The sequence below is a fragment of the Paraburkholderia sp. BR10954 genome, from assembly GCF_040965775.1.
Lineage (GTDB): Bacteria > Pseudomonadota > Gammaproteobacteria > Burkholderiales > Burkholderiaceae > Paraburkholderia > Paraburkholderia youngii.
The window spans coordinates 18,807-44,768 of record NZ_JBFRCK010000043.1; the positions used below are offsets into that span (position 1 = coordinate 18,807).

Below are 25,962 nucleotides of genomic sequence, written 5' to 3' on the forward strand. Positions count from 1 at the left end.
ACGTCTTGTTGTTGTGTGATGCGCTGTGTTGCAGACTATAGTGCGCCCGCCACCTTCCCGCCATTGGGACTGCCCAGGCCCGTGCAGGCGTCCCACCCCTTCGACGCCGCAAAACTGCCGTTGTTGCCCTCGGTGATGTCGTTGCACACGCCCGTCGCCTTGTACAGTTTCGCGTTGACGAAGCCGACCGGCTGTCCCTTCGCCGCGTTGATGCGCGCGATCAGCGCCGCCCACAGCGGCGCGACCGCGCTGGTGCCTCCCACCACCGTTTGCGTTCCGTCGACCAGCACGTCGTAGCCGGTCAACGGCGAGGCATCGCCCGCGACGTCCGGCACGCCGCGCCCGCTGAGCGGCTGGCTGCCGCCGGCCGTCATCGTGGCCGACAAACCCTGCTGCCACGCCGGCAACTCAAACGCGGTGCTGACGCCGCCGCCGCTCGCACCGCCCAGTTCACCGTCGTTCCAGACGACCTCGCGCGTGATCGCCGAACCGGACGCGCTCAGTTGCGTGCCGCCGCAGGCGAGCACGTACGGGCTCGACGCCGGGAAGTCGACCTGGTCGCCGCCGCCCGAGCCGTCGCTCGACCCGCTGTCCCCGGAAGCCGCGCAGATCGTCACGCCGAGCGCCGCCGCCGATTGCAGCACGCTGTTGAGCGCATTCATCGACTGGCCGGTCCAGACCGACTCCGGCGCGCCCCAGCTGATCGAAATGACCGACGGCTTGTGGGTCGTGTCGTGCACCGCGCGGCTCACCGCGTCGATGAAGCCGGCGTCGCTGTTCTGCGTGAAGTACACAGCGATGGTCGCGCGCGGCACGAGCGCACCGACGATCTCGATGTCGAGCGTAACCTCGCCGTCCGGCCCGTTCGGGTCGCCGCTCGGGTTGTTGCCGGCCTGATCGACACCGACCGCGGTCACGGTCGGCTCGCTGACGCCGAGGCTCGAGAAATAGGTCTTCAGGTCCGACGTGTTGTAGCCGCCGCCGAGCTCGATGATGCCGACGCACTGGCCGCCGCCGTCGCCCTGCGGAAACTGGTAGAGCGACGCGAGCTGCGGCGGCGTGAACGACTCCTGCTGCGCGCGCGCCGCGACGAACGGCGGCCGGATACGGAAGTGCGGTCGCGCCTGCGGCCGGTTGTCGAGCCCTAGCACCGCCTCGACGACGCCACGCAGATCGTCCGGCACGCTGATCGTGCCGGTGCGGCCACGGAACTGGCCAGCCGTGTGGTGCTGGTAGCGTTCGAGCTTCACCTCGAACGCGCTCTGAAATTGCGCGATCGTGCCGCTCAGCAGCACCGAGCGCGCCGCCGGGTCCTCGCGTACGACGGCGAGCCCATGCGCGGCCGCAAACGCGCGGACCTTCGCGATGTCATCGGGCGCGGCGCCGTAGTCCTGGGCGAGCGCCTCGCGCGACAGCGGCTTCACGCTCGCGTCGCCGGCTGCGATGCGTTTCATCAACGCGTCGAACTGCGCCTGCTGCTGGCGGCGCAGCATCACGAAGACCTCGATCCGCTCGGCGGGATCGCATTGCCCGATGACCGTAGTGCCCTGCGCGACCTTACGCTCGCTGCCTGGCAATGGATGCTTGGTGACCATGGTGTCGACTCTCCTGTTAGCGTGGCTTCGCAGACGGTCAGCCACGCGCCTGCACGAAGCGCATCGTTTTCGCGATACGCGGCAGGGGTTGTTCAAGAACTTCGTCCAAGCGTCCGACCAAGGCATTCGAACACAGTTCCGACGCGTGCGGCAGTCGTCCGAATGGCTAATGCGCGGCGCGGATGCGACACGCTATGATGCTGGAGCGGCATTCCCGCCGTTTCAGTGCCGCGCGCGCCGCCTGCGCGCACGATCGAGAAATCAGAGGAACCCATGTCAATTTCGATGTATCAAGCATCACTGCCTGTGCTGATTCGCGGCCTCACCAACCTGCAGGCCATCCTCGGCAAGGCCGAGGCGCATGCCGCCGCGAAGCAGATCGAACCGTCGGTGTTCACCAATGCCCGGCTCGCGCCGGACATGCTGCCGCTCGTGCGCCAGGTGTATATCGCGAGCGATACCGCCAAGGGTTGCGCGGCGCGCCTCGCCGGCGTCGAGCCGCCGAAGTTCGAGGACGTCGAGCAGACTTTCGATGAACTGCGGGCCCGTATCCAGAAGACGATCGATTACCTGAAGGAATTCAACGAGGCGCAGATCGACGGCTCGGAGAGCCGCACGATCACGCTGAAATTGCGGCCGGGGCCGATCGAATTCACGGGAGCGTCGTATCTGTTCGGTTTCGTGCTGCCGAACTTCTTTTTCCACGTGACGACCGCGTACGACATCCTGCGTCATAACGGCGTCGAGCTCGGTAAGCTCGACTATCTGGGCGGGATGCAGCAGTAATGGGAGCGGGCGGGTCGTCGATCGCGGCGCCCCGTTCGCGCAGTCTCATGCCGGCCTCGAGTGTCAATCCAGCGAAAGTCGCAGCGCGAAGCCGATCAACGCAGCCGAAAACGTCCAACGTTGCAGCGTTTGCGCCAAAGGATGGGCGCGCATCCAGCTGGCGATGCGGGCGGCGCCGATCGCATACAACGCGTCGAAGCATGCGCCGATCGCGAGCAGCACGACACCGAGTTCGATCATCTGCCACGCCACCGGCCCCGCTTGTGGCCGCACGAATTGCGGCAACAGCACCGAGCAGAACAGTAGCGCCTTCGGGTTGAGCAGATTCGTCAGCAGACCTTTGACGAACGCGGTCCGCAACGGCCGCGCGCCTCTATCCGCATCGCTCGAAGGAGTGGATTCCACTCGCGACGCGCCGGCCGCTTGCCTTTCGCGTGCACCGGCGGGCAATGCGAACCCGGGCGAGCGGAAAATCTGAATCCCGATCCACGCGAGATAGACCGCGCCGGCATAACGCACCGCGTCGTACAGCCACGGCGCGTTGCGCAGCAGCGCCGCCATGCCGCACGCCGATAGCGTCACGTGCGTCGCGCGCGACACGCCGAGCCCCGCGGCGGCCGCGAAGCCGCTGCGCACGCCGCGCGCGATGCTGGTTTGCAGGATCAGCGCCATGTCCGGGCCGGGCACCGCATAAACGACGATCAATGCCGCCACGTAGACGGCCAGCAGGTGAGCGGAAATCATCGGAGCCTCCTTGTTGTTCGAGGCTCCATCTTGCTATCGGAAGCGGAGCGTTTGCTGGCGATCTTCGTCCAAGACGCATCCGAAAATAGCGGAATACGCTAAGACTTCAAAATATAATAGTGTCTTCCCCCCAACCCGCAGCAAGCGCCTTCCGACCATGTCCGCCGACGATCTCGACAAAACCGACCGCGCGATTCTCGCCGCGCTGCAAAACGACGGCCGCATGCCGATCGCGCGTCTCGCCGACATCGTCGGCCTCAGCGAAACGCCGTGCGCGCGGCGTCTGAAACGTCTGGAGAACGATGGTTACATCGACCGTTATCGCGCGGTGCTGTCGCGCGCCGGGCTCGGTCTGGGCGTGGTCGCATTCGTGCTGGTGCGCTTCGCGGTGCACGACCGCGTGGTGTCGACGCGCTTCGAGCGCGAGGTGCAGGCGATCCCGCGTATCCTGTCGTGCCACAACGTGTCGGGCAGCGCCGACTACATCCTGCAGATCGTCGCGCGCGACCTCGACGACTATGGCACCTTCATGCGCGATGAACTGCGCAGCCTGCCAGGCGTGACGTCGGTGGAATCGGCCTTGTCGTTGCGCGAAGTGAAAGCGTTTGGCGGTCTGCCGCTGTCCTGAACGCGAACGTGGCATAGTCACCCCTTTAGTCCCCTTTAGGAGGAGCGGCGCGAGCCGCCCCGACGACCCCGGAGTTCTCATGGATCACGACAAGGCGCGAGCCGAAGAAACCGCCGCAATGGAACGCGTGTTGACCGCCACCAAGCGTGTGCAGACGGCGTTCGCGTCGCTGCAATCACAATTCCCGCCCGCAGGCAGCGGCAAACCCTCGCAATTTGCGTTGCAGACTTTCGACGCCGCGCTGCAGGAACTCGAAGACGCGCAAGCCGCGTTCGACGAACTGCTCGGCGATCTGCTCGACGGCAATCGTTGAGTGTTAGCGAGCGGCTGGCCGGCGCCCCGCCCGCCCGCCGGCTCGCATGCCTGGCGCCGCCGCCCGCGCCTCAACGCGCATCCGTCTCCACGACCGCCTCGCAGAGAATCGGAAAGTTGATCGAGTTCGCGATGTAGCACTTCTGATGCGCGACGTGATGCAGATGCATGGCCTGCTCGACGTCGCCGCCCGCGCGGATCGTCACGCGCGGGCGCAGCACGATCTGCGAAAAGCGGCCTTCGTGACCGGAATCGAGCATCGTGCCTTCGGCGTCGTCGCGATAGTCGAGCACCACGATGCCCGCGTCCGAGCACAGATGCAGGTACCAAAGCTTGTGACACGCGCTCGCCGACGCGACCAGCAGGTCCTCGGGATTCCAGCGCGTCGCGTCGCCGAGAAACGCCGGGTCCGACGAGCCCGGAATGTCGGGCTTGCCGCTGGAAGAAATCACGTGGTCGCGGCCGTAGTCGCGGTAGCCGGAGGTGCCGCTGCCGCGGTTGCCGGTCCATTGCACCGATACGCGGTACTTGTGCTCGCCGTGTGCCATTCCCTTCCCCTGTAGTCGGATCGGATCTGCATTCTATCCGCCGCCCTAGCGCGGCGGCGCCGCGCGGCCGGTCACGTTCGGCGCGCGCGGATCGGGACTCATGTAGAGCGCCGTGCCGTTCGCGCGCATGTTGTTGAGCGCGCCGCCCGAGCCGGTCGCGCCACCGGCGCCGAGCCCATACGAGCCACCCGCCGAGATGCCCGGCCCCGGCATCGCACTCGGACTGACGCCGGTACCGATGCCCATTGCGCCGCCGGCAGCCGCATTGCCGCTGTCCGCGCTGGTGCCCGCGCCGGTGCCCGCACGAGTTCCGGCCTGGCTGCCGCCAGGATTGCCCAGTTGCTGAGCCTCGACCGTCCCCGCGCCCCCCACTGTCAACAGCGTCACGAGCAACGCCGACCACACGATCCCACCTGTTGCTGTCTTCATAGCTCCCCCTGGCGCATCGATCCGCCGAGCCACGATATCTATTGTGAGCCGATCGCCCGACCGCTGCAGAAGCGCCGCCCCCGCCCGCGCCCACCGTTTGCCCGTGCGCGTTATGATCGATCGTCACGCCCGAGAACCGCCGATCGCGCACGATGGAGCACGCCTACAGCCACCTTTTGCATCTGCTCGCCGGCCACTCTACGTGGATGCTCGCGGTCGTGTTTCTCGCCGCATTTTTCGAATCCATCGCGGTCATCGGCACCTTCGTTCCCGGCAGCACCGCGATGTTCCTCGCCGGCGCGCTGACCGGGACCGGCTCGCTGAGTCTTGCCTGGGTCTTTGTGTGGGCGATCGTCGGCGCGGTTGCCGGCGACGGCGCCAGCTTCTGGCTCGGCGATCGCTACAAGGAGCGCATCGTCACGCTGTGGCCGTTCCGCGCACACCCCGGCGTACTCGACGCGGGCCAGCGCTTCTTTCTGAAGCATGGCGCGAAGAGCGTCGTGCTCGCCCGCTTCATCGGCCCATTGCGGGCGATCGTGCCGGTCGTCGCGGGCATGATGGGCATGCGGCCGCTGCGCTTCTTCGCGATCAACGTGCTGTCCGCGCTGTTGTGGGCGCCCGCGCACATCCTGCCCGGTGTCGTGTTCGGCGCATCGGTGCTGCTCGCGGGCGCGGTGTCGTTCCGGCTCGTCGTGATCATCGCGATGCTGGTGTGCATCGTGTGGCTCAGCTTTCGCGGCGCGGGCTTCCTCGTATCGCACGCGAACGCGTGGTCGAGCGCGGCGGGCCGTCATCTCGGCAGCTGGGCATGCCGACATCCGGGTCCGCTCGGCCGCATCGCGCGCCGCATGCTCGACCCCGACACGCCCGATGCGACCCATCTGCTCGCGACGTCGCTGATCGTGCTGGTGGCCGGCGCGCTTTTCTTCGGGGTCCTTGAAGACGTCGTCAGCGGCGATCCGTTGACCACCATCGATCTGTCCGTCTATCACTTCCTGCAATCGGTGCGCACGCCGTGGGGCGACACGGTACTCGCGGCGCTCGGGACGCTCGGCAGCGGCATCACGCTGCTCGCGCTGGTGGTCACGGTTGCGCTGTGGATGGTATGGGAGCGGCGCTGGCGCACGATCACCTACTGGCTCGCCGCGGTCGTGTTTTCGCAGCTGCTGATTCTCGGCCTGCAACTCGCGATGCGCCGCGAGCCGCCCAATGAGTTGATGACAGGCCACTTCGTGTTTCCGAGCAATCACGTCGCCGCGACGGTGATCGTCTACGGCTTTCTCGCGTTTCTGCTCGCGCGTCGGGTCGACAAGCTCGAAGGCGTGCTGGTTGCCGGAGCGAGCATCATCGTCGTGATCCTGGTCGCGCTCGCGGGCGTGTACTTCGGCCGCTATTGGGTGTCCGACGCGATCGGCGGCGCGGCGCTCGCCTATGTGTGGGTCGCGCTGATTGCGCTGACGGCGATCTGGCGGCATCCGCGGCCGCCGCCGCCGCGCCGTTTCATGCCGCTCGTGGTGCTCGCGGTGGTCGTGCTCAGCGTCGCCCTGCAGCTCGGCGTCGCCATGCCGGCGCCGCCGAACAGCGCGCCGCAACCACCACCCGTGCAGTTCACGCAGGCGCAATGGAAACACTCCGAGTGGCAGCGGCTGCCGTGCTATCGCTCCGACATGGGCGGCGATCGCAAGGAGCCGCTGACGCTGCAATGGGTCTCCGAACCCGCTTCGATCCGCGAGCTACTGCGCGCGCGAGGCTGGGTCGAGGGCACCGACGTGTCCGCGCACAGCCTGCTGTCGCTCGCTTCGCCCGACGTCGCGGCGGTGTCGCTGCCGGTGCTGCCGAAGCTGAACAATGGCGTGCCGTCGTCGCTGGTCTTCATGCGGCCGGGCGAATCGCGCGAGGAACGTTACGTGCTTCGTTTCTGGCCGAGCGCCTACGCGGTCGGCAACGGCACCGCCGCGGCACCGCTGTGGGTCGGCGCGTTTGCGCACGAGAGGCTGACGCGGCCGTCGTGGCCGCTGAACATTCTGCGCATCGACCGCAATGGAACTCCGATCGACGCGCGCACCAGCCTGGGCGAAGAACTCGGCGCGACGGTCCTCGCGGAAGTCGATTGTCACGGCGTGCCGGTGTCGCTGCTGGTCTCGCCGATGGAATGAGCGTCACATGCAGGCTACTTAGGCAAGCCCCGACTCAACGACTCGATAAAGGAGACAACCGTGGGCCGCTTTTCGACCGAACAACTCGATGATTGCGCAGCGACGTTCGAACGCGACGGCATGGTCGTTCTGCGCCAGCACTTCCCGAAGGCGACGCTGCTCGCATGGCGCGACGCGTTCGCGCCATTGCTGCAACAGCAGATTGCCGCGCGGGCGACCGCCGTGCGCGGCGAAAACCGGCACTACGTCACGCTGCCGTTCACGGGGGTCTTCGCCGATCAGTCGATCTTCTGTGATCCGGACGTGCTCGGCATCGTCGAGCGCGTGGCCGGCGACGATCCCGTGATGTGCCAGCTGGCCACCGACACGCCGTTGAACGGCTCGACGTATCAGGAGATTCATCGCGACACACCCGCGCTGTTCGACGGCGAAGCGGAAACCCCGTCGTTTCAGCTCGCGGTCAACTTTCCGTTATGTGACGTCACGCTCGAGAACGGCCCATTCGAAACGACGCTCGGCACGCATCGGATGCGCTCCGACGACGCGCTGAACGCGTGGCGCGACGGCCGCCTGCCGTTGCATGCGATCACGATGGAACTCGGCGACGTGATGATTCGCGACGTGCGCGCGCTCCATCGCGGCACGCCGAACCGGACCGACCTGCCGCGTCCGATGGTCGTGATCGGCTATAGCCGCAGCTGGTATTTCCGACCGGAAGTCCACATCGACGTACCCGAAGCCGTCTATGCGCAATTGACATCACGCGCGAAGCGACTACTGCGCCATATGCCGCGCGTGAGCGAACTCGACAAGGCGGGCGCGCCGGAGCAATACCGGAAATTCGCCTATTGAAGCGGGCTTTCAACTGTCGCATTGATTGGGCAACGATTTGCCGGGCAATCGAATCGCGAATCGCCATGCAATGGTCATAAGCGAAAAATGCGCCCCGCCCAACGGATATATCAACGCGCGAATCACCCGCGATTTAACATTTAAAGCTCCGTTGCGCAAATGCAACGACACGACGCTATTACGACGCGGTTCCCGTCGCTATTCGCATCGATAGCGCGGCAGGTCTTTTTCCACTCGCGCAATTCCCAATAGCACTGGCAGAATGAGCGAAAAAACGGATAGCGGGAACCGACGTGGATGGCGGTTTCCGCAATCAAAACGCGGACCCTGATTTTCTATCCAACTGCATGCTTTGACGCTATCGTCTCATTGCGACCTGAACTCGTAGACCACCAGGAGCTCCGTGTGCGGAATCGATTGATGTCTCGCGTGAAGAAAAACCGCCAGTCTGGCGTTCGCAGCCATCGCTCGCGCGTTTTCCGATTGTCGTCGAGTCCGCTTTCCGGCTCATTTTCCAAACTGCTCCCCAGCCTATCGGTTTGCATCAGTGCGCTGGTGCTCGGCAGTTACTCTGCGTATAGCGTCGCCGGGGTTTCCATATTGCGTCCGCCGCGCGAAGCGAGGTCCGACGAACCGCTTGTCGTTACGATCGTCTACACCGGCGACGCACCCTCCGGCGCGTCGGTCGGCGTGCCTCGCACCTTGAGCGTCACGCTGACCAACGGCGAGGCCCTGCCAAGGGCCGTACTGCTCACCCGCGCATCCGGCGCACCCGAGCATGTCCGGCTAGCGGCCGGCGAGATGAAGGCGGTCAGCTATAGTGCGCCATGGCCCGATTGGGCGCGCGGTGCGCTTCGCATCGACGTGCCTGGCGTCGACGTATCACCTTCGGTGGTCCTGCTCACGCGCATGCCTCGCAACGCGGCGACGGCCAGCGCCGCAACAACGGCGCCCGCGTCTGCGGCGGCGGTTGCGTCCGCATCCGCACCGGTCGTGAGCGCGCCAGCCGAAGGGCCGATGGCCGGCAACGAGTCGATCGCCGCGCAAGTGCCGCCTTCGACCGTGAAGCCCTCGAATTCCTTGGTGCCGGACCTCGGCACCTTTCTCGTAGGGCGATTTTCGTTCTACCAGCCCACCTACTTCGCCGACGGCTGGGACTCGTCGGAAAACGGTCTCGCCAAATTCCAGGTCAGCTTCAAATTCCGCTTCGTACTGCCCGATGATCCGCGTTCACGCGGTTTTCTCGACAACCTTTACTTCGCCTACACGCAGACTTCTCTATGGGATATCCGCGGGCATATGAACCCGTTCTACGATACGAGCTACATGCCCGCTCTTTTCTACTACCTGGAGGACACCGGGTGGAGGACCAGCTGGTTCACCCGGATGGGCATCGAGTCGGGCTACGAGCACGAGTCGAACGGGACCGCCGGCCCCGGGTCGCGTGGCATCGACTATGTCTACATCAAGCCGATCTGGGATTTTGGCGACCTCAACGCCAACCACCTGACCATCGAGCCGAAAATCTACGCCTACACGCACAAACAGGACACGAATTTGGATATCGCCAACTATCGCGGCTATGTCGACCTGCTCGTCAAATACGGTAGCCCGGATGGCTGGCAGCTCGCGACCACGTTGAGAAAGGGCACGAAATCGACCTATGGAAGCGTCGACGTACAATTTACCTACCCGCTTGCCAAGATGTTCGGCAGTGCATGGGGCGGGTATCTGTTTCTAAACTATTTCAACGGCTACGCGGAAGATCTTCTCTCTTACAACCAGCACCGCTGGGCCGCGCGCATTGGCTTCGCCGTGTCGCGCTGACGCATGACGTTGTCGTCTGTGGGCGCCGGGCCAGATGTACTCGGCGCCTTTGCGCGACACGAGCTACATGCCGGCACTGTTCTTTTACCGCGAGGACAGCGGTTACGTATGGCTCGGCTTCTTTAGCGGTTATGGCGAGAACATTCTCGACTACAACCAGCATCGCTGGATTGCGCGAATCGGCTATAGCATCACACGCTAATCCGGTATTGGCCAGAGATGCAAGCAAAGGGCCGCCGAGCGGCCCTTTTGCCTATTCGAGGACGGCGCACGACGTGCCGTAAAACATCGAAAGTTCTGCCGCAATTCTTTCAAAAGATTGCCCAGAGCCGATTCCCACCCGGCGGGCAACCCGTCTTGAACCCGCTCGTGAATGCTGTGTGCACGAACAGACGGGCATATCGGTGCGGATTTCTCTAGAGTTGAAGGGTCGCCGGTCCAACCGGCTGGCCACGCCGCGCGCTGACTTTTCCAGCGTCTAATCAAAACCAAGGAAAAACCAATGAAGACCGCTCTCCTTAAAGACCTGTCGACCGTTTCAAACGAGCCAACCGGACTTCTTTTGCATCGGAATAGTGCACCGCTTGCGCTCAAGCACGAAATTCACCCGGAACAGATCCGCGATAGCCTGCCGGCCCGTCAGGGGGGAGTCGGCTTTCTGTTTCACGCGACCGATTGGGAGACCCTTTCATTTTCTTTTCACAACGTTCGCGAACGCAGCGAGTCGTTCGAAGAAGAGTTGTGGAAGACCAAGCCTTTCATCGCATCGCCGATCTATTCGGGCTCGCAGGTGATCGGCGCGAATATCGCCTGCCCGGTGCCGCTCGAAATGTGGCTCGGCAGCCCGCGCGGCATCAAGCGCTTTCGGGCGACGCAATTCTTTCCGGCGCTGGAGCTCGCCAGAAAGGCGGGCTTGAACATGGTCGCGATGGGCGCGTCGACGCCGTACGCATGCAACTACGGGGCGCTGCCCCGGCCTGTCAAGCCGCCTCATATCACGACCGGCCACGCGGCGACCGCGGCGATGCTGAAGGACTGGGCGATGCATTGCTGCGAACAGCTCAGCCTCGAATTCGGCAACACGAAGCTCGCGCTGTTCGGCGCGGCTGGCCGGCTCGGCACGACGGTCGCGAAGTATCTGCTGTACAAGGATGCGCCGAAGGAACTGGTGCTGATCGATCTGCCGGACAAGATCAACCTGCTGACCGATCAGGCGAATGAGCTGCTCGCGTCGGACCTGCTCGGCAAATCGAAAGTCTCGGTGCATACGTTCAGCCCGGACACGCCGCTCCCTGACTTCGACGGCGCGATCCTCGCGAGCAGCACGAGCGTGCCCTACCTGAGCGCCGCCGATCTCAAACGCGCGCAATTCTGGATCGACGATTCGCATCCGCGCGCGGCGAGCGTCGAAGCGGAACTCGCTTCTCGCGGTCATACGCTCTATATTGAATGTTTCGCGCGTGGGCCCGCTGGACTCGACACCGCTTTCCCGTTCAGGCTGCCGTCCACCCGCGACTGCTATACCTGCTTTGCCGAAGGTTATTCCGCGTGGCAAGAAGGCATCGCATCCGATTTCATCATCGGTAGCCCGCCCGTGTGGTCGGTCTCTTATACTCATGGTCTTCTGAAGAAGTACGGCTTTTCGGTCGGACCGTTTCACGGCAAGAACGGCGATTCGCTCGTCGAAGGCGTGGAAGCACAGCAATTCAATACGCATGAAATGATGGGTTCCTGATGAACTCGGAGGCCTGATGGCGAGACCGCGCGAAAGCATGCGGGATATGCTGGAAAGAAGCAGGTTCGCGATTCGATGGGGAGGCGCACTCGGCCTCCTGTGTCACCCCATCTATTACATCGTCTGGACCTACATCCTTCCGCAGCCTTACGACAACCTGCTGCTGCGGCTCAGCGCGGCGGCCGTCTGCGTTCCGCTGCTGTTCCAGGCGCGCTGGCCGAGGCGCTACAACCCCGCTCTGCTGATCTACTGGCATTGCTGCCTGATTTACGTGCTGCCGTTCGTCTGCACGTTCCTGACCGTCAGAAACGGCTTCTCCACGATGTGGATGATGACCGAGGTCATGATGATCTTCATTCTGGCGCTGTGTATCGACAACCCGCTGCTGCTGATAACGTGCATCGGTATCGGCGTGTTTTCCGGCGGCCTTGCCGGCGTGTTGAGCTCGCCTACGCCGGTCGTTCTCAGCGCCGAGGACAAGTCCAACCTCGCGCTGCTGCCGGTGGTCGTGCTGTGCAGCATGGCGTTCAGTCACGCGATCAGCAAGGGACGCATCTTCGTCGAAAAGAACCGCGCGTTGCAGGCGCTCGCGGGTTCCATCGCGCACGAGATGCGCAATCCGCTGAGCCAGCTGCGGCACGTGCTCGACCGCGTCGAGGAAGCGTTGCCCTCGGCGAACAAGGCGGGCGCGGCGCCGACGCTCACCGACGGCACGGCCTCGCTGATGTACAACCATCTCGCGCAGGGCCAATTGTCGATCGAGCGCGGCCTGCGCATCATCGCGATGACCCTCGACGAAGTCGCCGCGAAATCGATCCGCCCGGATAGTCTCAGCTACCTGCATGCCGGCGCGACCACGCGCAAGGCGCTCGCCGAATACGGCTTCGACAACGACAAGGAACGCGCGAAGGTGAGCGTCGTCGTCAACCGCGACTTCGTGTTCAAGGTCGACGAGACGGTCTATCTGTTCACGCTGTTCAACCTGATCAAGAACGCGCTGCATCACATCGTCGCGTATCCGCAGGCGACGCTGACATTGACCGTCGATAGCGACTCGGTGATCGTGCGCGACACCGGCCCCGGCATCGCGGCGGAGATCCTGCAGCATCTGTTCGAGCCGTTTCGCACGGCCGGCAACTCGGGCGGCACCGGGCTCGGGCTCGCGTACTGCCAGCGCGCGATGCGCGCGTTCGGCGGCAGCATCGACTGCGAATCGGAACTCGGCAAGTTCACCGCATTCACGCTGCGCTTTCCGCCTGTGGCGGCCGACGAGGTCGCCGAGCACGAGCGGCGCCTGTTCGAACGCGCGATGCCGGCGTTCAAGGGCAAGCGCGTGCTCGTCGTCGACGACGACGCTACGCTGCGCGCCCGCACCCGCCGCCTGCTGACGAAGGCGGGCGCCTATGTCAGCGAGGCGTCGGGCGGCGAGCTTGCGCTCGCCACGCTGCGGCGCGCGCCGCTCTACGACCTCGTGCTGATGGACATCAGCATGCCCGATCTTGACGGCTATGCGACGACCGAGCGCATCCGGGCCGACCGGGACTGCCCGAACCGCAACGTGCTGATCGCCGCCTATACCGCCGAACCGGGCAACGCGGTGCGGCTGCGCGCGCGGCGCGCCGGCATGGACGAGATCATCGGCAAGACGTCGAGTGTGCAGGAGCTGATCACCGCGGTGCAGGCCCTGTTCGACAACGGCGTGCGGCATCAGCCGGGCGAGCTGCCCGACGGCTTCGCCGGCAGAACCTTCGTGATCGCCGACGACGACACCTACAGCCGGCTCGTCGCAAAGGCTTATCTGGAGCGCTGCGGCGCGAGCGTCATCGAGGCCGATCATGGTCAGGCGGTGCTGACCAACCTGCACGAAGACGGCTTCATCGACGCGATCCTGATGGACGTGAACATGCCGGGCATGAACGGCATCGAGACGACGAAGTCGATTCGCGCGCGCACCGATGCCTACGCGACGCTGCCTGTCATCGCGCTGACCAGTCACACCGATCCCGCAGCGGTGCAGGCCTGCCTTGCCGCCGGGATGAACGAGGTATTGATCAAGCCGGTGCAAGCCGGCTCGCTGTACGCATGTCTCGCACGGCAGTTCGGCACACGCGGCGCGCCGATTGCGGACGCTCCGTCTTCACAACGAATCACGAAAACCGCGGGCGAAAGCGCGCAAACGGATTTTGCGGCGACGCCGGTGGCATTGGCCCCCACGGCGAGCGCGCACGCGGCCACCCCGATCGCTGAAGAAAGCCTGCTCGACGAACCGCACCTCGAAGAACTAGTCTCGCTCGATCTGCTCGACGAATCGTTCCTGAACGGCATCGAACAGATCCGCTCGCTCGTCGCGCGGCTCGCGGCAAACAGCGCGGCTGTCGATATCAAGGCGACGCACGCGAGCTTGCATGCGCTGCTTGGCGTCAGCGGCAACATCGGCGCGAAGGCACTGCATCGCTACGCACGACAGATCTATCCACGCGTGATCGGCGGTGAGTGGCCGGTGGAAACCGACTGGCTCGTCCAGATCCGCACGCTGGGCGCGGGCTCGACCGACGCGTTGCAGCGATATTACGCGTCGGCGAAAGGCCCGCGCGATCATCGCGATGCATTGAGCGATTGAGCGCGCGCGCCGCCGCCGTCAGAACTTGTGCAGCACGCCGATCGCAACCGCCAGCTGGTTCGCGCCGGTCTTCACGGTCGTCGTCGCGACCGAAGTCGCCCATCCGGTCGCACTCAGCGCGGCCTTCGAGCTGTTGATCACATAGGTGATGTCGGTGTACAGCGCCGTGCGCTTCGACAGCCAGTAGTCCGCGTTGACGCCGGTGCTCAATGCGTGCGCGTCGACTTGGCGATACGCGTGGTAGTAAGTCGCGGCTGCGAGGTCCAGCGCCGGCGTCGCCTTGTAGCGCACGCCCGCGAACGCCATCGACTGCGGCGGCGATGCGGTGAGCGTCGACGGGACATCGTTCAGCAGCAATTCGTAGCCGCCGTACAGCGTCGCCTTGCCGATCGCATACGAACCGCCGGCCACGTAGCGCCGCTCGCTATCGCCCGATGTCGCGATCACCGAGCCTTGGCGCTGCTCGTACACGAACGTCAGATTCAGCGGCCCCTGCACGTAGCGTCCACTGATGTCGTACTGCTTGCCGACGCGGAACGAGCCCGCCACCGGCACGTTGGAGGCGACTGCGTCATAGCCGAAGCTGTAGAGCGCGTTCAGCTCGAACGGTCCCACATGGCCGAGATACGACACCGCGTTATCCGCGCGACCGACGAACTGCGCGTCCTGCGCGGAAAGGCCGTAACTGGAATAACCGAGCGGGTCGAGCGCGAGGAAGTAGCGGTACATCGGCGTCATCTGCCGGCCGAGCATCATCGCGCCGTAGCGGTCCGATTCGAGTCCGACGAACGCTTGCCGGCCGAACAGCCGGCCGCCTTGCTGCAGCGCGCCGGTGTTCATCGCCATGCCCGATTCGAGCGTGAAAATCGCCCGCAGTCCGTTGCCGAGATCTTCCTTGCCGGTAAAACCCCAACGCGAATTCTGCCGGTTGCCGGTGCCGAGCGCGATCTGGGTGCCAGACGATCCCTGCGGCGTGACAGCGTGAGTCACGTAGGTCACCCCCGAGTCGACGATGCCGTACAGCGTGACCGACGACTGCGCATGCGCCGCGCCGCTGATGCCGATACCAATACCACATGCAAAAAGGACCTTCGAGGGCCTGGCGAGAGGCTTGTGCTTCACCATGTGTCTCCTGCTGGAAATTGAGTTGTTTTGTGCTGCGAAAGCGTGATGATTATTTCTGTGGTCGCGGTAGCCGGCGCATGGCCGCGGCGGCTACCGGAGAGAGTCGGTCATTCGCGTGCGATGTGCGGATTGACGAAGAACATTGCGACGACCGCGATAGCGGGTCCGATCGCGAGCGTGATGAGCGCGAGCATGAATGAATGACTCGCGCCATACAGCGAGCCGACCACCATCGGCGACACCGCGCTGCCGGACTGCCAGATCGCATTGGTCCAGCCGGCGCTCGCGCCGGCGAGGCGCTTGCCGGATGCGTCGCTCACCTGTGCCATCAGCACCGGCAGATAGCCGAACGAGAACGCCCCGAGGATCGGCGCGACCAGATAGAACTGATGCGCGGTCGAGCAGTAGCCGAACACCAGCAGCGCGATCGTGAACGCGATCAGGCAGCCGATCGACATCATCCGCCGCGACACGCCAGGCAGATCGGAGATCCAGCCGAGCGTCGGCTTCGCGATCACCGCGCCGATCCCGAACGACGCGACGATCGATCCGGCGACGATCGGCGCAATGCCGTATTGGCGCGTCATCAGCGCGTTGCCCCATGCAGCGAAGCCGACGGTCGCCCACAAGCCGCCGCAGCCCGCGATCGACAACGCGATCAGGTTCCGGTTGCGCAACAGGCCGAGCATGTCCTGCAGGCTGTTGCGCGCGGGCTTCGCTTCGTTCGACGGCCGGTTCTTCAGCAGCAGCAACGTGACGATGCCCCACGCGAACGTGACGATGCCGAGCATATGAAATGCGTTCGACCAGCCGTGCCGCGCTGAGAACGACGGCACGACCGCGTTCGCGATCACGACGGCGAGCGACGTCGCGGTCGTGTAGAGGCCCATTGCGCGGCCCCGGTCGCGCGTGAACCATGCGGGAATGATCTTCATGCCGGCCGAGTAGTCGGCGCCCGCCGCGAAACCCATCGCCGCCTGAATCACGATGCCGAAGGCGAGCGAATGCGTATAGCCGAACGTGAAGGTGAGCACGCCGAGCGGCAGCAGCGCGAGCGTGAGCATCGCGCGCCCGCCGAGCAGATCGGTCAGCATGCCGCCGACCACGTTCGCAAGCACATAGCCCGCGTAGAACGCGGTCACGAACGCACCGAGCATCGACACGCTGATGCCGAGCGACGCGCCGACCGGCGCGGCCACCGTGCTCCACGCCACGCGGACCACATAGCTGAGCAGAAACGCGGCCCAGACGATGAATAGCGCGACCCAGCGGTACGGGTTCGTGTCGGCGCTGCTCGCCTCCGGTGCGCCGTTCGTGGCCCAGACGTTCGCGGACATGCCCTCCGACGACGCCAGATTCTTCTCCATGACTCCTCCAATGCCGGGCGTGCCAGCGGCCGCCCGTTTTCTTTCTTTCTGATGGATAGGGTGCCGGCCGCCTGCTGCGACCGGCGCCGGCGAATGCCGTTACAGATCGAGCACCAGCACCCTCGACTTCGCACGTGAACAGCACGGCAGGAACTGATCGTTGCGGGCCTGCTCCTCGGGCGACAGGTACAGATCCCGGTGGTCGGGTTCGCCTTCGAGCACCCGCGTGATGCAGGTGCCGCAGATGCCCTGCTCGCACGACACCGGCACATCGACGCCCGCCGCCGCGAGCGCCTGCGTGACCGTGCAATCAGCCGCGATCGGCACGACGCGGCCCGAGCGCGCGAGCCGCACGTCGAACGAGCCGCCGTCGCCGGCAGGCTGCGCCGCCGCGAAGTATTCGTAATGCAGACGATCGTCGCTCCAGCCGAGGGAGCGCGCCGTATCGAGCACCGCGTTCATGAAGCCCTGCGGACCACACACGTACAGATGCCGGTCCGCGCCGCCTCTCAGCAGTGCTTTCAGATCGAGCATGCCGTGCTCGTCGTCGAAGTGGTATTGCACGTTGTCCGCCCACGACGACGCGGCGATTCGCTCGACGAACGCCGCACGGCTCTTCGAGCGCGCGCAGTAATGCATGTCGAACGCCGCGCCCATCGCTGCCAGCTGCTCCGCCATACAGAGAATCGGTGTGACGCCGATGCCGCCCGCGAGCAATAGCGGCTTCGCGTCATGGCGGGCGAGCGGGAAATGATTGCGCGGCACGCCGATGCGGAGCGCGTCGCCTTCGCTCACCGCGTCGTGCATGCGCAGCGAGCCGCCGCGCGAATCGGCGTCGCGCAACACCGCGATCTGATACCGGTGACGCTCGTGAGGCGCGTTGCACAGCGAGTACTGCCGCACCGGCCCACCGGGCACGTAGACGTCGATGTGCGCGCCCGCCTCGAACGGCGGCAGCTCGCGGCCGTCGACATCGACGAACTCGAAGCCGGCGATCCCGTCGGCTTCGTCGCGCCGTGCGGCGACCCGCACCATCAGCGTGGAATCGGTCATGTTCATGCCACCTCTCCTCCGCTCACATCGCCGACAGGCCGCCGTCGACCATCAGCGTCGTGCCGGTGATGTACGACGCCTCGTCGCTCGCGAACCACAGGATCGGCCACGCGATCTCTTCGGGCGACGCCCAGCGGCCGATCAGCGACGTGTCCTGGCGCTGCGTCTTCAGCACTTCGACGCTCTTGCCCGCTGCAATGGCGCGGTTCACGTGGAATCCGGTCAGCGTCGAACCGGGGCATATCGCGTTCACGCGCACGCCGTTCGCGGTCTCCTCGAACGCGAGCGTGCGGGTCATCGCCAGCATGCCGGCCTTGGTCGCGTCGTACAGGCCCATGCCCTTGCGGCCGGTCACCGCATAGCACGACGATACGTTGACGATACTCGCGCGGCCCGCGCGACGCAGGAACGGCAGCGCCGCCCTGCAATAGTTCGACGTGCCGACCAGATTGACCGACACCATCGCCTGCCACTCGGCCGGCGTCGCGTCGGCGAGCGCGCTGTAGTTGCGCATCGCCGCGTTGTTGACCAGCACGTCGAGCCGGCCGAACGAAGCGACGGCGAACTGCACGGCGCGCACCGCATCGGCGTCATCCGACACGTCGGCAGGGAACGTCTCGACACGCGCCGACGTGTCGGCCTCCTTCAGTTCTTCAGCGACGCGCGCGAGCGCCTCTGGGTTCGCATCGACGAGCACTACCGCAGCGCCCTGGGCGCAGAACACGCGCGCGGTCGCGGCGCCGATGCCGCCTCCGCCGCCAGTGATCAGCGCGACCTTGTCTTCGAGTCTTTTACGTTGCTGCATTGCTTGCCGGCGCGCAGCCGGCCTCCTTTTGCGGAATGGGCAGAAGGTCCAGTCGGACCAGACGACGACACGCGGGGGCGGCGCGAAGCCCGGCCCCGCCGCGCATCAGATCGTGTAGATCGGTTGGTCTTTGCCGTCGTGCAGATGGATCACCGCCCATTCCTGTGGCTTCTGATCGCGCGGCAGCAAGACGCCGGCAGCGCGCACGCGCTGCTGGTCGGCGTCGATCGCGGGCGGATCGGTGTCGGGCACCAGCGCCGTGGCCGCCTCGTACATCATGCGGCGCGCCATCACGATCGCGCGGTCGGTCGGCAACAGCTTTTCCTTGCTGTGGTCCTGGATCGGACCCATGCTTTCCTGCAGCGACGCGTCCTGCATCGCGAAGCCGAACACGCCCGAGTACGCGCGCTTTTCCTTCTGCGCCTTGCGGTCGATCAGGTAGTCGTTGTCCTTGTTCGCCTTCGGACGGAACGAGCCACCCTCCTCGTACTCGCAGTGAATGCCCTTGCCGGCGTTCAGGTCGGCCAGTTCCTGCTCGTCGAGCGGACGGTCCGGACGGAAGTTGATGCTCCATGCCCAGCAGTTGTGATCGTCGATCGGCACCCACACGTGGCCCGCGAGCGAGTGGTCGCCGAACGGCGGGATCAGCGTGTACCACGGGAACAGCCACTGCGTGACGCGCCAGTAGTACGAATCCGGCTCGCCGTTGCGGCGGCCGAACAGCGTGAGGCCGAACGGCTGCTTCTCGATCTCGAAGATCACGTTGCCGTCCGCCTTGATGTAGTCGAGCGCCTTCGTGCCCTGGTGCATCGGGTCATCGTCGACTTCGTAGCGGTGCACATACGACACGTGACTCGTGTCGATGCCGCCTTCCATCGCCTGCAGGTAGTTCGATTCCTGCAGCCGCTTCGACACGAACACGTGGCTGTCCGGCAGGTTGCACCACTCGAGATCCGGCGGCGCCGGCTGGCGGTCCTTCGGCCCCATGTACGCCCACACGATGCCCGCGCGTTCGATGCACGGATACGCGGTGATGCCCATGTGCTTGCACGCCTGCGGTGCGGACGGCACTTCGACGCAGTTGCCGTTACGGTCGAATTTGAGGCCGTGATACGAACAGCGAATGCCGTTCTCTTCATTGCGGCCGAAGTAGAGCGACACGCCGCGGTGCGAGCAGAACTCGTCGATCAGCGCGGGCTGGCCTTCGGAATCGCGAAAGGCCAGCAGCTTTTCGCCGAGGATCTGCACGCGCACCGGCGGGCAATCGGGCTCCGCGATTTCGCTCGCGAGCAGCACCGGCACCCAGTAGCGGCGCATCAGATTGCCCATCGCCGTGCCCGGGCCAGTGCGAACCAACGTCTCCGACATGTTCTTGTCCATAATTCCTCCGACTCCAGTTGTCCGTTGTGTGAGAATGTGGTCTCATTGTACGGACAGATCGATGTGAGTCAAGTTCGTGCCGATAGGGACTTTCACTACAATGTGCAATCGACGCGGACCGTCGCGGAAAGGAAATTTCAAATGGAAGAAAAAAAGCCGCACGAAAATGTGCGCGCAGTCGAACGAGCGCTAGAAATTCTTCTGGCGTTCCGACCCGGGGACAAGGAATTGACCGTCGCGGAGTTGCTGACCCGCGTGGACCTGAGCCGACCGACGCTGTACCGGCTGCTGAATACGCTCGAACAGAACGGCTTTCTCGCGTCGTCGGGCGAGCCGCAGCGCTTCAGGCTCGGCAGTTCTGTCGCGCAAGTCGCGCACGCGTGGATGGCGAACAATACGATTGCGCAGCTCGCACAGCCGATGCTGCGCGAGCTTTGGGAAGCGACCTCGGAGACGGTCGCGTTGTTCGTGCCGGAGGGGACCTACCGGATTTGCGTTGCCGAACTGGAAAGTCCGCAGCCGCTCAGTTTCCGGCGCGGAGTCGGCTATCGCGAGAAGCTCGTGCTCGGCGCGAGCGGCCGCACGATTCTTTCGCAGATGCCGCTGTCAGAGGACGATCTGCGGCGCTATCTGACCGATCCGAATCAGGACGTCGCGGCGCTCGCCGCCGATCTCGATGCCGTCCGCGCGAAGGGCTTCGGCACCAGCCATCACGAACTGATCGCCGGCGCAGTCGCAGTGGCCGCGCCGTTCTTCAACGGTGCGAACCAGGTGGCTGGTTCGGTGTGCATCTTCGGGCCGAGCGTGCGCGTAACCGACGAGCGCGTCGCGCACTTCGCGGCGTTGCTCAAGCGAGAGGTGGGGAATCTGTCGCGCGCGCTGGGGCATCAAGGGGAAACGGGACGAGTGCCGGTCGCGACGCGCCGGTGAAATCGGCATCGAAGATATTGGCCAACGCGGGGAGTGTCGGCGGCGAAGTCGACGCTCGGTTCAGGCGCCGGCTGACTCAGCGCTGACGCCGAAACTCATGCGTCGGACTGCACGCCAATGACGCGCCGCGCGAGCGCCGAATATGCAAGTGGCTCGAAACGTTCGAGCCCATCCTTGACGGCAGCGAGGTCGTTATTTCTGGCTTGCTGCTCCATCTGTGCGCAAGCAGTCGCTACTTCGGTTTCCTGAATCATCGCGAAAGATCCGCGTACCGCATGAAGTTGGGCGAGCACCGTTTTCATATCCCCAAGTTCAATGGCGGCATGGAGTTCCCGAAGCGAATCCTTCAGCGCCTGAGACATCGCGGCATGGATGTGCTCGGGCAACGGCCCTTGCGAGATGTCGCGCCTCGTCACGGTGTCATTCGCGGGACGCCTGGCCGCCTCGTCGACCAGCCGCCGCACCGTCGCGTCCATCGTGTCGAGCAGGACAGGCTTGAGCAGGACCTCGTCGATTCCCGCTTGCGTGCATTGCGCGCGCACTTCTGCCGCGACGTGCGCAGTAATCGCGATGATCGGCACCGTCGAACTTTGGGCACGAAGGCACCGCGCGAGCGCGTATCCGTCCATCCCCGGCATATTGATGTCGGTCATCACCAGATCGTAGTGCCGCTCGTTGAAGCGCCGCAATGCCGCCCCGCCGCTATCGGCCATTTCGGCCTCGTACCCCAGCGTAGCGAGTTGCGCGACGAGCAACTCCCGGTTGGCGAGCTGATCGTCGACGACGAGGATATGAATAGCGTGTGTGTCGATCGCGGTGGGCTTCGATTCGGCTTTGGTATGTCCTGCGGCGCTGACCGGGGTGGCTGCACTCACCGGAATGGGCAAGGTCACGATGAAGGTGCTTCCGGCATTCAACTCGCTCTTCACCCAGATCGTGCCATGCATTAATTCAGTCAGGCGCAGACAGAGCGCGAGTCCAAGGCCTGTTCCGCCGTAGCGCCTCGCAATCGACGAATCGGCCTGTGTAAAAGCATGAAATAGCGTCTCCTGCTGCTGCGGGGTCATGCCGATGCCGGTGTCGCTGACGCCGATCACGATCGGAGAATCGGCGGCCGTGTCGTCCTTCAGGTAGACCTCCAGTAGGACATCGCCCGTGGCGGTGAATTTGATCGCGTTGCTGACCAGGTTCATCGCGATCTGCCGGATTCTCGTCGGGTCACCGAGATAGTGCGGCGCGAGCGCATCGTCTATCACGCAGTCGAACTCGAGTCCCTTCGCCTGCGCGACGGGTTCGAACACCGCGGCCACCTCACGAATCACCTGAGCGAGATCGAAGCTGATCGACTCGAGCGTCATCTGCCCCGACTCTACCTTCGAAAAATCGAGGATGTCGTTGATGATGCCGAGCAGCGCAGTGGACGACGACGTGACAATCCCTACCCGCTCCTCCTGCAACGGCGACAACGGCGAGCGTCCGAGCAGTTCGAGGTTGCCGAGAATGGCATTGAGCGGCGTGCGTATTTCGTGGCTCATCATCGCGAGGAACGCCGACTTCGCCTGGTTGGCGGCGTCCGCCGCGGCACGCGCTTCGTCGAGCTTGCGTTCGGTGTTCTTCAGCGTCGTGATGTCGGAAAAACTGCAAAGCAACACGTCTTTCCCGCGATATTTGGTGCGAACCATGCTCACCAGCAGGTCGTCCACGCGGCCATCGGCCAGCCTGAGCGGCATCTCCAGATCGGACTGCCACGCGGGAGCGCCGGGGCTGTGGTCATAGAGAGCGAGCAAACGCTCGTGCAAGCGTGGTTCGTCCGGATGCGTGTTCAGTTCGTAGCTACGCATCAGGTTGCTCTGCAACAGAATTTCGCCCTGTTCAAAAGACAGCAGCGCGAAGCCGGACGGCGCGGCGGCAACCATCGTGCGATTCAAGGCCTCACTTTCGAATACTCGTTGCGAACGCTCGTAGTCGGGCTTGAAGAGCTTGTGATCGAGCATCAGCAAAAGCAGCCACATGAAACCCAGCACTAGCAGCATCACCGAGATGTAAGTGGCGAGACGCGGCCCCAAGTCGCGCAGAATCGTGCGCCATGTGAATGCATAAACGACTGTCCAGCCGGTGTTCGTGACTTCCTCAGTGGCCATGAACAGTCCATTTCGATGACTACGGTTTCCTGCTGTGCGCTCCGCCGCTCGCGGACGGGAATCGAGAATGCGTTGCCTCAGGGCGGCGCCGGTACCTGGCTTGGCCGTGCTGAGGATCACGTTACCGGCGGAATCGAGCAGCAGCGTTTGTTCATCGTAGCGGCCCCCGGCAAGCTTTTCGATTAGGGAACCCAGGTAAATCTTTCGGACAGCCACGAGGAATATCTTCCCCTCGCTAAAAGCCGGCATGACAAGTCGGATAGCGGGCTGGTCGCTAAAAGGATCGGTGACTGGGGGAAACCAGGATTCTCCGCCGCCCTCACGCAACCGTTCGACCACCGTTGGGTCTGTCAAATCGCCTATGTCCGGTGCAATGCGGTCGAGAAGCTCATGGACGTCTTTCGCGCCGCTCTGCTTGAACGGGTCGCCGGGTATCGGTGCAGGAAGAATTCCGACGAAGTGCCGATCAGGCGAATAGAAATACCCTGACACCGCATTGATCTGCACCTTGGCCCAGGGCCCGACACGATACTCAAAATCAACGCCGAGCGAGAGATACGGTGCGAAATCCGATGCGGGCCGCGACGGACCAATATCGCCGAGCATCATCACTGGATCAAAATTCGCATGCCTTTGTAGAACGACTCGTCCATGCTGTGCGGCAAATTCGTCGATGAGTGCTTTGGGTGGAGGCTCTCGTGTGCCCCATGTCGATTCTTCGTGCAGGATCGCGGCTCTCAGCGTTCGTTCCCGCTCGAGAAGCTCCAACTGCAGGTGGGCCTGCCGAAGAGAGAAGTCCCTATAGAGATCTTCTATGTAGTCCGCAACCGCCGATTGCAGCAAGACGCCGTTCAGTAGCACCACCACAAACGTGATGACAACGCCCGCCCCCATGACGAGCGTCCGCTGATAGCGGTTGAGCCTGCTCGGCTCATCAACGTGTGCGCCGACGCCGGGCGTGTGAGTCACGCGCTCATGTCCACTGGAATCTGTGCTTTTTGATGGCATGGCGTACCGGATCCGGGACCCTGGGGGATGATTTCAGCATCATACGGCCAATCTGAGTCGTTGGGCGTTTGAAGCCCCTCAACCCGCGTTCATGCAGCCGACGACGGCCCTGTATCTGCAAGAGACAGCCTTATCCAGAGAGCGGCGCCATGTAGCGACGCATTGCGGCTACACGACAAGGGGGAAATCTGCCGGTATAAAAAAACACGGTCTGCCGTGACCGGCAAGACCGTGCAATTTCCATCATCTAGCCATGTGCCAACCGGTTTGCTGGTTTTGTCATAACGCGGGTATCAGAACTCGTAGCCAACCTGGGCACGCACGCCAGCATCACCCGTCGACGTGACCGATACGGCGCCGTTCATCAGCCACTTACCGTTACGTGAACGGTACGTGGCTCCTACTGCCGCAGCACTTCCCCCCTTATAGGTAGCCCCACCGGCCGCGACTATCGTGCGCCCGGGACCGGACGGCGTCATGTTCGGCATAGCCATTGCCGCTGCGATACCGGCGTAAGCGTTCTTGGCAACATCGTTGATCGCCTGGTTGGTCTGGTTAAACAGCTGGTCGCTATAGTTGTAGGCCTGCTGCACGCCCTGTGCGACCGAACTGTTCATCTGACCGACATTGACCGCATCCGTGTCCGCCGTACCCGCTGCGACGTTGGTGATCTGACGCTGCTGCGTGGCCGAACCCACCGACACCGAGTTGTCACGCTCCGTCACCGAACCTTGACCCAACGCCACCGAGTTCGCATGATCCGCCTGCGAGCCCGTGCCAATCGCCGTCGAGTTGGCGCCGGTAGCGGCTGCGCTGGCGCCGACTGCCACAGCGTTGTCTGCTGCCGCGCTGGCGTTTGCGCCAACCACCGTGGCGTAGTTGCCCGAGGCTGCAGCACCCGCTCCGGCCGCCGTGCTGCCCACACCGGTACCCGGCGTCGCTGCATTGACCACTGCGTCACTACCGCTGCCCGACGTCGAAACCTCTGTGGCATTGAAGTACGGACTGCCCGGCTGGATGTTCGACATCTGGCTACCGAGATCCAACACCTGTCCGTTGAGGTCCGTCACTTGGTCCTGCAACGCAGACAGCTGGCCGAAGTTCACCGCATCGTACTGGCTTGTGCCGTTGGCCACATTGGTCAGGATCACCGGACCCGCGCTTAGGCCTCCGCCTAGCATCACGGAACCGAGATTCACCGAGCCGTCGGCGTAACGGTCATACTGCACCGCGCCCGACAGTTGCGTTCCGACATCGCCCACCTGGCTCTGCAGTTTCGTGATTTCCGTCGTGTTCTGCGTGACGCGGCCATCCAGATCCGTGATGTCCGAGGCGTTCTTCGCCACACTCTGGTTCGTCGCATACAGCTGCGAGCCGTTCACCGCGTCCGTGCTCGTCGCCGACAGTGTCCCGGCCTTCACGCCCGACAGCGTGCGACCACCGTCCGTACCCGTGAAGTCCACCAGGTCGCCGGCCTTGTCCTTCGCCACCGTGATCGCGTTCGTACCTGCGTCCTGCTGCACCAGACCCACCACGCCGCTGCTCAGGTCGTTCGCGATGTTCTGCACCGAACCCTCCACGTTCGTCACGCGACGGTCGATGCCCGTGATGTTCGTCTCGTTCTGCGTCACCCGGGTGTCCAGACCCGCGATGTTCGAGGCGTTCTGCGCCACACCCTGGTTCGTCGCATACAGCTGCGAGCCGTTCACCGCGTCCGTGCTCGTCGCCGACAGCGTCCCGGCCTTCACGCCCGACAGCGTGCGAACACCGTCCGTACCCGTGAAGTCCACCAGGTCGCCGGCCTTGTCCTTCGCCACCGTGATCGCGTTCGTACCTGCGTCCTGCTGCACCAGACCCACCACGCCGCTGCTCAGGTCGTTCGCGATGTTCTGCACCGAACCCTCCACGTTCGTCACGCGAC

Annotated in this window: 21 protein-coding genes; 10 read left to right on the top strand and 11 right to left on the bottom strand. The window is 64.2% G+C overall.

The features are described 5' to 3' along the window. Positions 1 to 35: 35 nt before the first annotated feature. The gene (locus tag AB4Y34_RS35970) at positions 36 to 1,595 is read right to left on the bottom strand and encodes a protease pro-enzyme activation domain-containing protein (RefSeq protein ID WP_176385169.1); all 1,560 of its coding nucleotides are present in this window, start codon (positions 1,593 to 1,595) and stop codon (positions 36 to 38) included. 273 nt (positions 1,596 to 1,868) lie between these two features. Here AB4Y34_RS35970 and AB4Y34_RS35975 point away from each other — a divergent pair, with 273 nt between their 5' ends. Continuing rightward, positions 1,869 to 2,381, top strand: coding sequence for a DUF1993 family protein (locus AB4Y34_RS35975; protein ID WP_176126064.1), 513 nt, complete (start codon positions 1,869 to 1,871; stop codon positions 2,379 to 2,381). A gap of 63 nt (positions 2,382 to 2,444) precedes the next feature. Here the strand turns inward: AB4Y34_RS35975 and AB4Y34_RS35980 are convergent, their stop codons facing one another. Next, positions 2,445 to 3,125, bottom strand: coding sequence for a LysE family translocator (locus tag AB4Y34_RS35980; RefSeq protein ID WP_368718726.1), 681 nt, complete (start codon positions 3,123 to 3,125; stop codon positions 2,445 to 2,447). A gap of 157 nt (positions 3,126 to 3,282) precedes the next feature. Between AB4Y34_RS35980 and AB4Y34_RS35985 the strand changes: the two genes are divergently transcribed. Continuing rightward, positions 3,283 to 3,753 (top strand): Lrp/AsnC family transcriptional regulator, encoded by a 471-nt coding sequence (locus tag AB4Y34_RS35985; protein ID WP_176385165.1) that lies wholly within the window; start codon positions 3,283 to 3,285, stop codon positions 3,751 to 3,753. Between the two features lie 79 nt (positions 3,754 to 3,832). After that, a complete protein-coding gene (locus AB4Y34_RS35990; RefSeq protein WP_013091435.1) occupies positions 3,833 to 4,066 on the top strand; it encodes a hypothetical protein in 234 nt (77 codons plus the stop codon). A 70-nt stretch (positions 4,067 to 4,136) separates the two neighbouring features. Here AB4Y34_RS35990 and AB4Y34_RS35995 read toward each other — a convergent pair whose 3' ends face one another. Together AB4Y34_RS35995 and AB4Y34_RS36000 are read right to left on the bottom strand one after the other, a co-directional pair. Further along, positions 4,137 to 4,613: an OsmC family protein gene (locus AB4Y34_RS35995; protein ID WP_368599447.1), complete on the bottom strand. Its 477-nt coding sequence runs from the start codon at positions 4,611 to 4,613 to the stop codon at positions 4,137 to 4,139. Positions 4,614 to 4,658: 45 nt separating this feature from the next. Beyond that, entirely contained in the window at positions 4,659 to 5,042 is a 384-nt protein-coding gene (locus tag AB4Y34_RS36000; protein WP_368718727.1) for a hypothetical protein, read from the bottom strand. Between the two features lie 152 nt (positions 5,043 to 5,194). On the opposite strand from AB4Y34_RS36000, the gene AB4Y34_RS36005 reads away from it, so the two are divergent. The 6 genes from AB4Y34_RS36005 to AB4Y34_RS36030 all read left to right on the top strand — a co-directional run bounded on the left by AB4Y34_RS36005 (position 5,195) and on the right by AB4Y34_RS36030 (position 14,232). Then, on the top strand, positions 5,195 to 7,198 hold the full coding sequence (locus AB4Y34_RS36005) for a VTT domain-containing protein (protein ID WP_368718728.1): 2,004 nt from the start codon (positions 5,195 to 5,197) through the stop codon (positions 7,196 to 7,198). A gap of 60 nt (positions 7,199 to 7,258) precedes the next feature. Next, a complete protein-coding gene (locus tag AB4Y34_RS36010) occupies positions 7,259 to 8,050 on the top strand; it encodes a phytanoyl-CoA dioxygenase family protein (RefSeq protein WP_176385155.1) in 792 nt (263 codons plus the stop codon). 420 nt (positions 8,051 to 8,470) lie between these two features. Next, a complete protein-coding gene (locus AB4Y34_RS36015; RefSeq protein WP_368718729.1) occupies positions 8,471 to 9,877 on the top strand; it encodes a phospholipase A in 1,407 nt (468 codons plus the stop codon). Positions 9,878 to 9,911: 34 nt separating this feature from the next. Next, on the top strand, positions 9,912 to 10,079 hold the full coding sequence (locus tag AB4Y34_RS36020; RefSeq protein ID WP_368718730.1) for a hypothetical protein: 168 nt from the start codon (positions 9,912 to 9,914) through the stop codon (positions 10,077 to 10,079). A gap of 300 nt (positions 10,080 to 10,379) precedes the next feature. After that, positions 10,380 to 11,612, top strand: coding sequence for a hypothetical protein (locus AB4Y34_RS36025; RefSeq protein WP_368718731.1), 1,233 nt, complete (start codon positions 10,380 to 10,382; stop codon positions 11,610 to 11,612). A 16-nt stretch (positions 11,613 to 11,628) separates the two neighbouring features. Beyond that, the gene (locus AB4Y34_RS36030; RefSeq protein ID WP_368718732.1) at positions 11,629 to 14,232 is read left to right on the top strand and encodes a response regulator; all 2,604 of its coding nucleotides are present in this window, start codon (positions 11,629 to 11,631) and stop codon (positions 14,230 to 14,232) included. A gap of 18 nt (positions 14,233 to 14,250) precedes the next feature. Here AB4Y34_RS36030 and AB4Y34_RS36035 read toward each other — a convergent pair whose 3' ends face one another. The 5 genes from AB4Y34_RS36035 to AB4Y34_RS36055 all read right to left on the bottom strand — a co-directional run bounded on the left by AB4Y34_RS36035 (position 14,251) and on the right by AB4Y34_RS36055 (position 19,962). Beyond that, on the bottom strand, positions 14,251 to 15,357 hold the full coding sequence (locus AB4Y34_RS36035) for a porin (protein ID WP_368718733.1): 1,107 nt from the start codon (positions 15,355 to 15,357) through the stop codon (positions 14,251 to 14,253). 107 nt (positions 15,358 to 15,464) lie between these two features. After that, positions 15,465 to 16,724, bottom strand: a complete 1,260-nt coding sequence (locus AB4Y34_RS36040) for a nitrate/nitrite transporter (RefSeq protein WP_368718734.1) — start codon at positions 16,722 to 16,724, stop codon at positions 15,465 to 15,467. A 99-nt stretch (positions 16,725 to 16,823) separates the two neighbouring features. Next, positions 16,824 to 17,783 (bottom strand): PDR/VanB family oxidoreductase, encoded by a 960-nt coding sequence (locus AB4Y34_RS36045; protein WP_176385143.1) that lies wholly within the window; start codon positions 17,781 to 17,783, stop codon positions 16,824 to 16,826. Between the two features lie 16 nt (positions 17,784 to 17,799). Continuing rightward, positions 17,800 to 18,582, bottom strand: a complete 783-nt coding sequence (locus AB4Y34_RS36050) for an SDR family NAD(P)-dependent oxidoreductase (protein WP_368718735.1) — start codon at positions 18,580 to 18,582, stop codon at positions 17,800 to 17,802. A gap of 105 nt (positions 18,583 to 18,687) precedes the next feature. Further along, complete coding sequence (locus AB4Y34_RS36055; protein WP_176385139.1) at positions 18,688 to 19,962, bottom strand: aromatic ring-hydroxylating dioxygenase subunit alpha; 1,275 nt, start codon at positions 19,960 to 19,962, stop codon at positions 18,688 to 18,690. Positions 19,963 to 20,103: 141 nt separating this feature from the next. Between AB4Y34_RS36055 and AB4Y34_RS36060 the strand changes: the two genes are divergently transcribed. Continuing rightward, positions 20,104 to 20,892 (top strand): IclR family transcriptional regulator, encoded by a 789-nt coding sequence (locus AB4Y34_RS36060; protein ID WP_176385137.1) that lies wholly within the window; start codon positions 20,104 to 20,106, stop codon positions 20,890 to 20,892. A gap of 95 nt (positions 20,893 to 20,987) precedes the next feature. Here AB4Y34_RS36060 and AB4Y34_RS36065 read toward each other — a convergent pair whose 3' ends face one another. Together AB4Y34_RS36065 and AB4Y34_RS36070 are read right to left on the bottom strand one after the other, a co-directional pair. Beyond that, positions 20,988 to 24,002, bottom strand: a complete 3,015-nt coding sequence (locus AB4Y34_RS36065) for an ATP-binding protein (RefSeq protein WP_368718736.1) — start codon at positions 24,000 to 24,002, stop codon at positions 20,988 to 20,990. A 332-nt stretch (positions 24,003 to 24,334) separates the two neighbouring features. After that, the coding region (locus AB4Y34_RS36070) for a YadA family autotransporter adhesin (RefSeq protein ID WP_368718737.1) at positions 24,335 to 25,962 on the bottom strand (1,628 nt) is incomplete at its 5' end.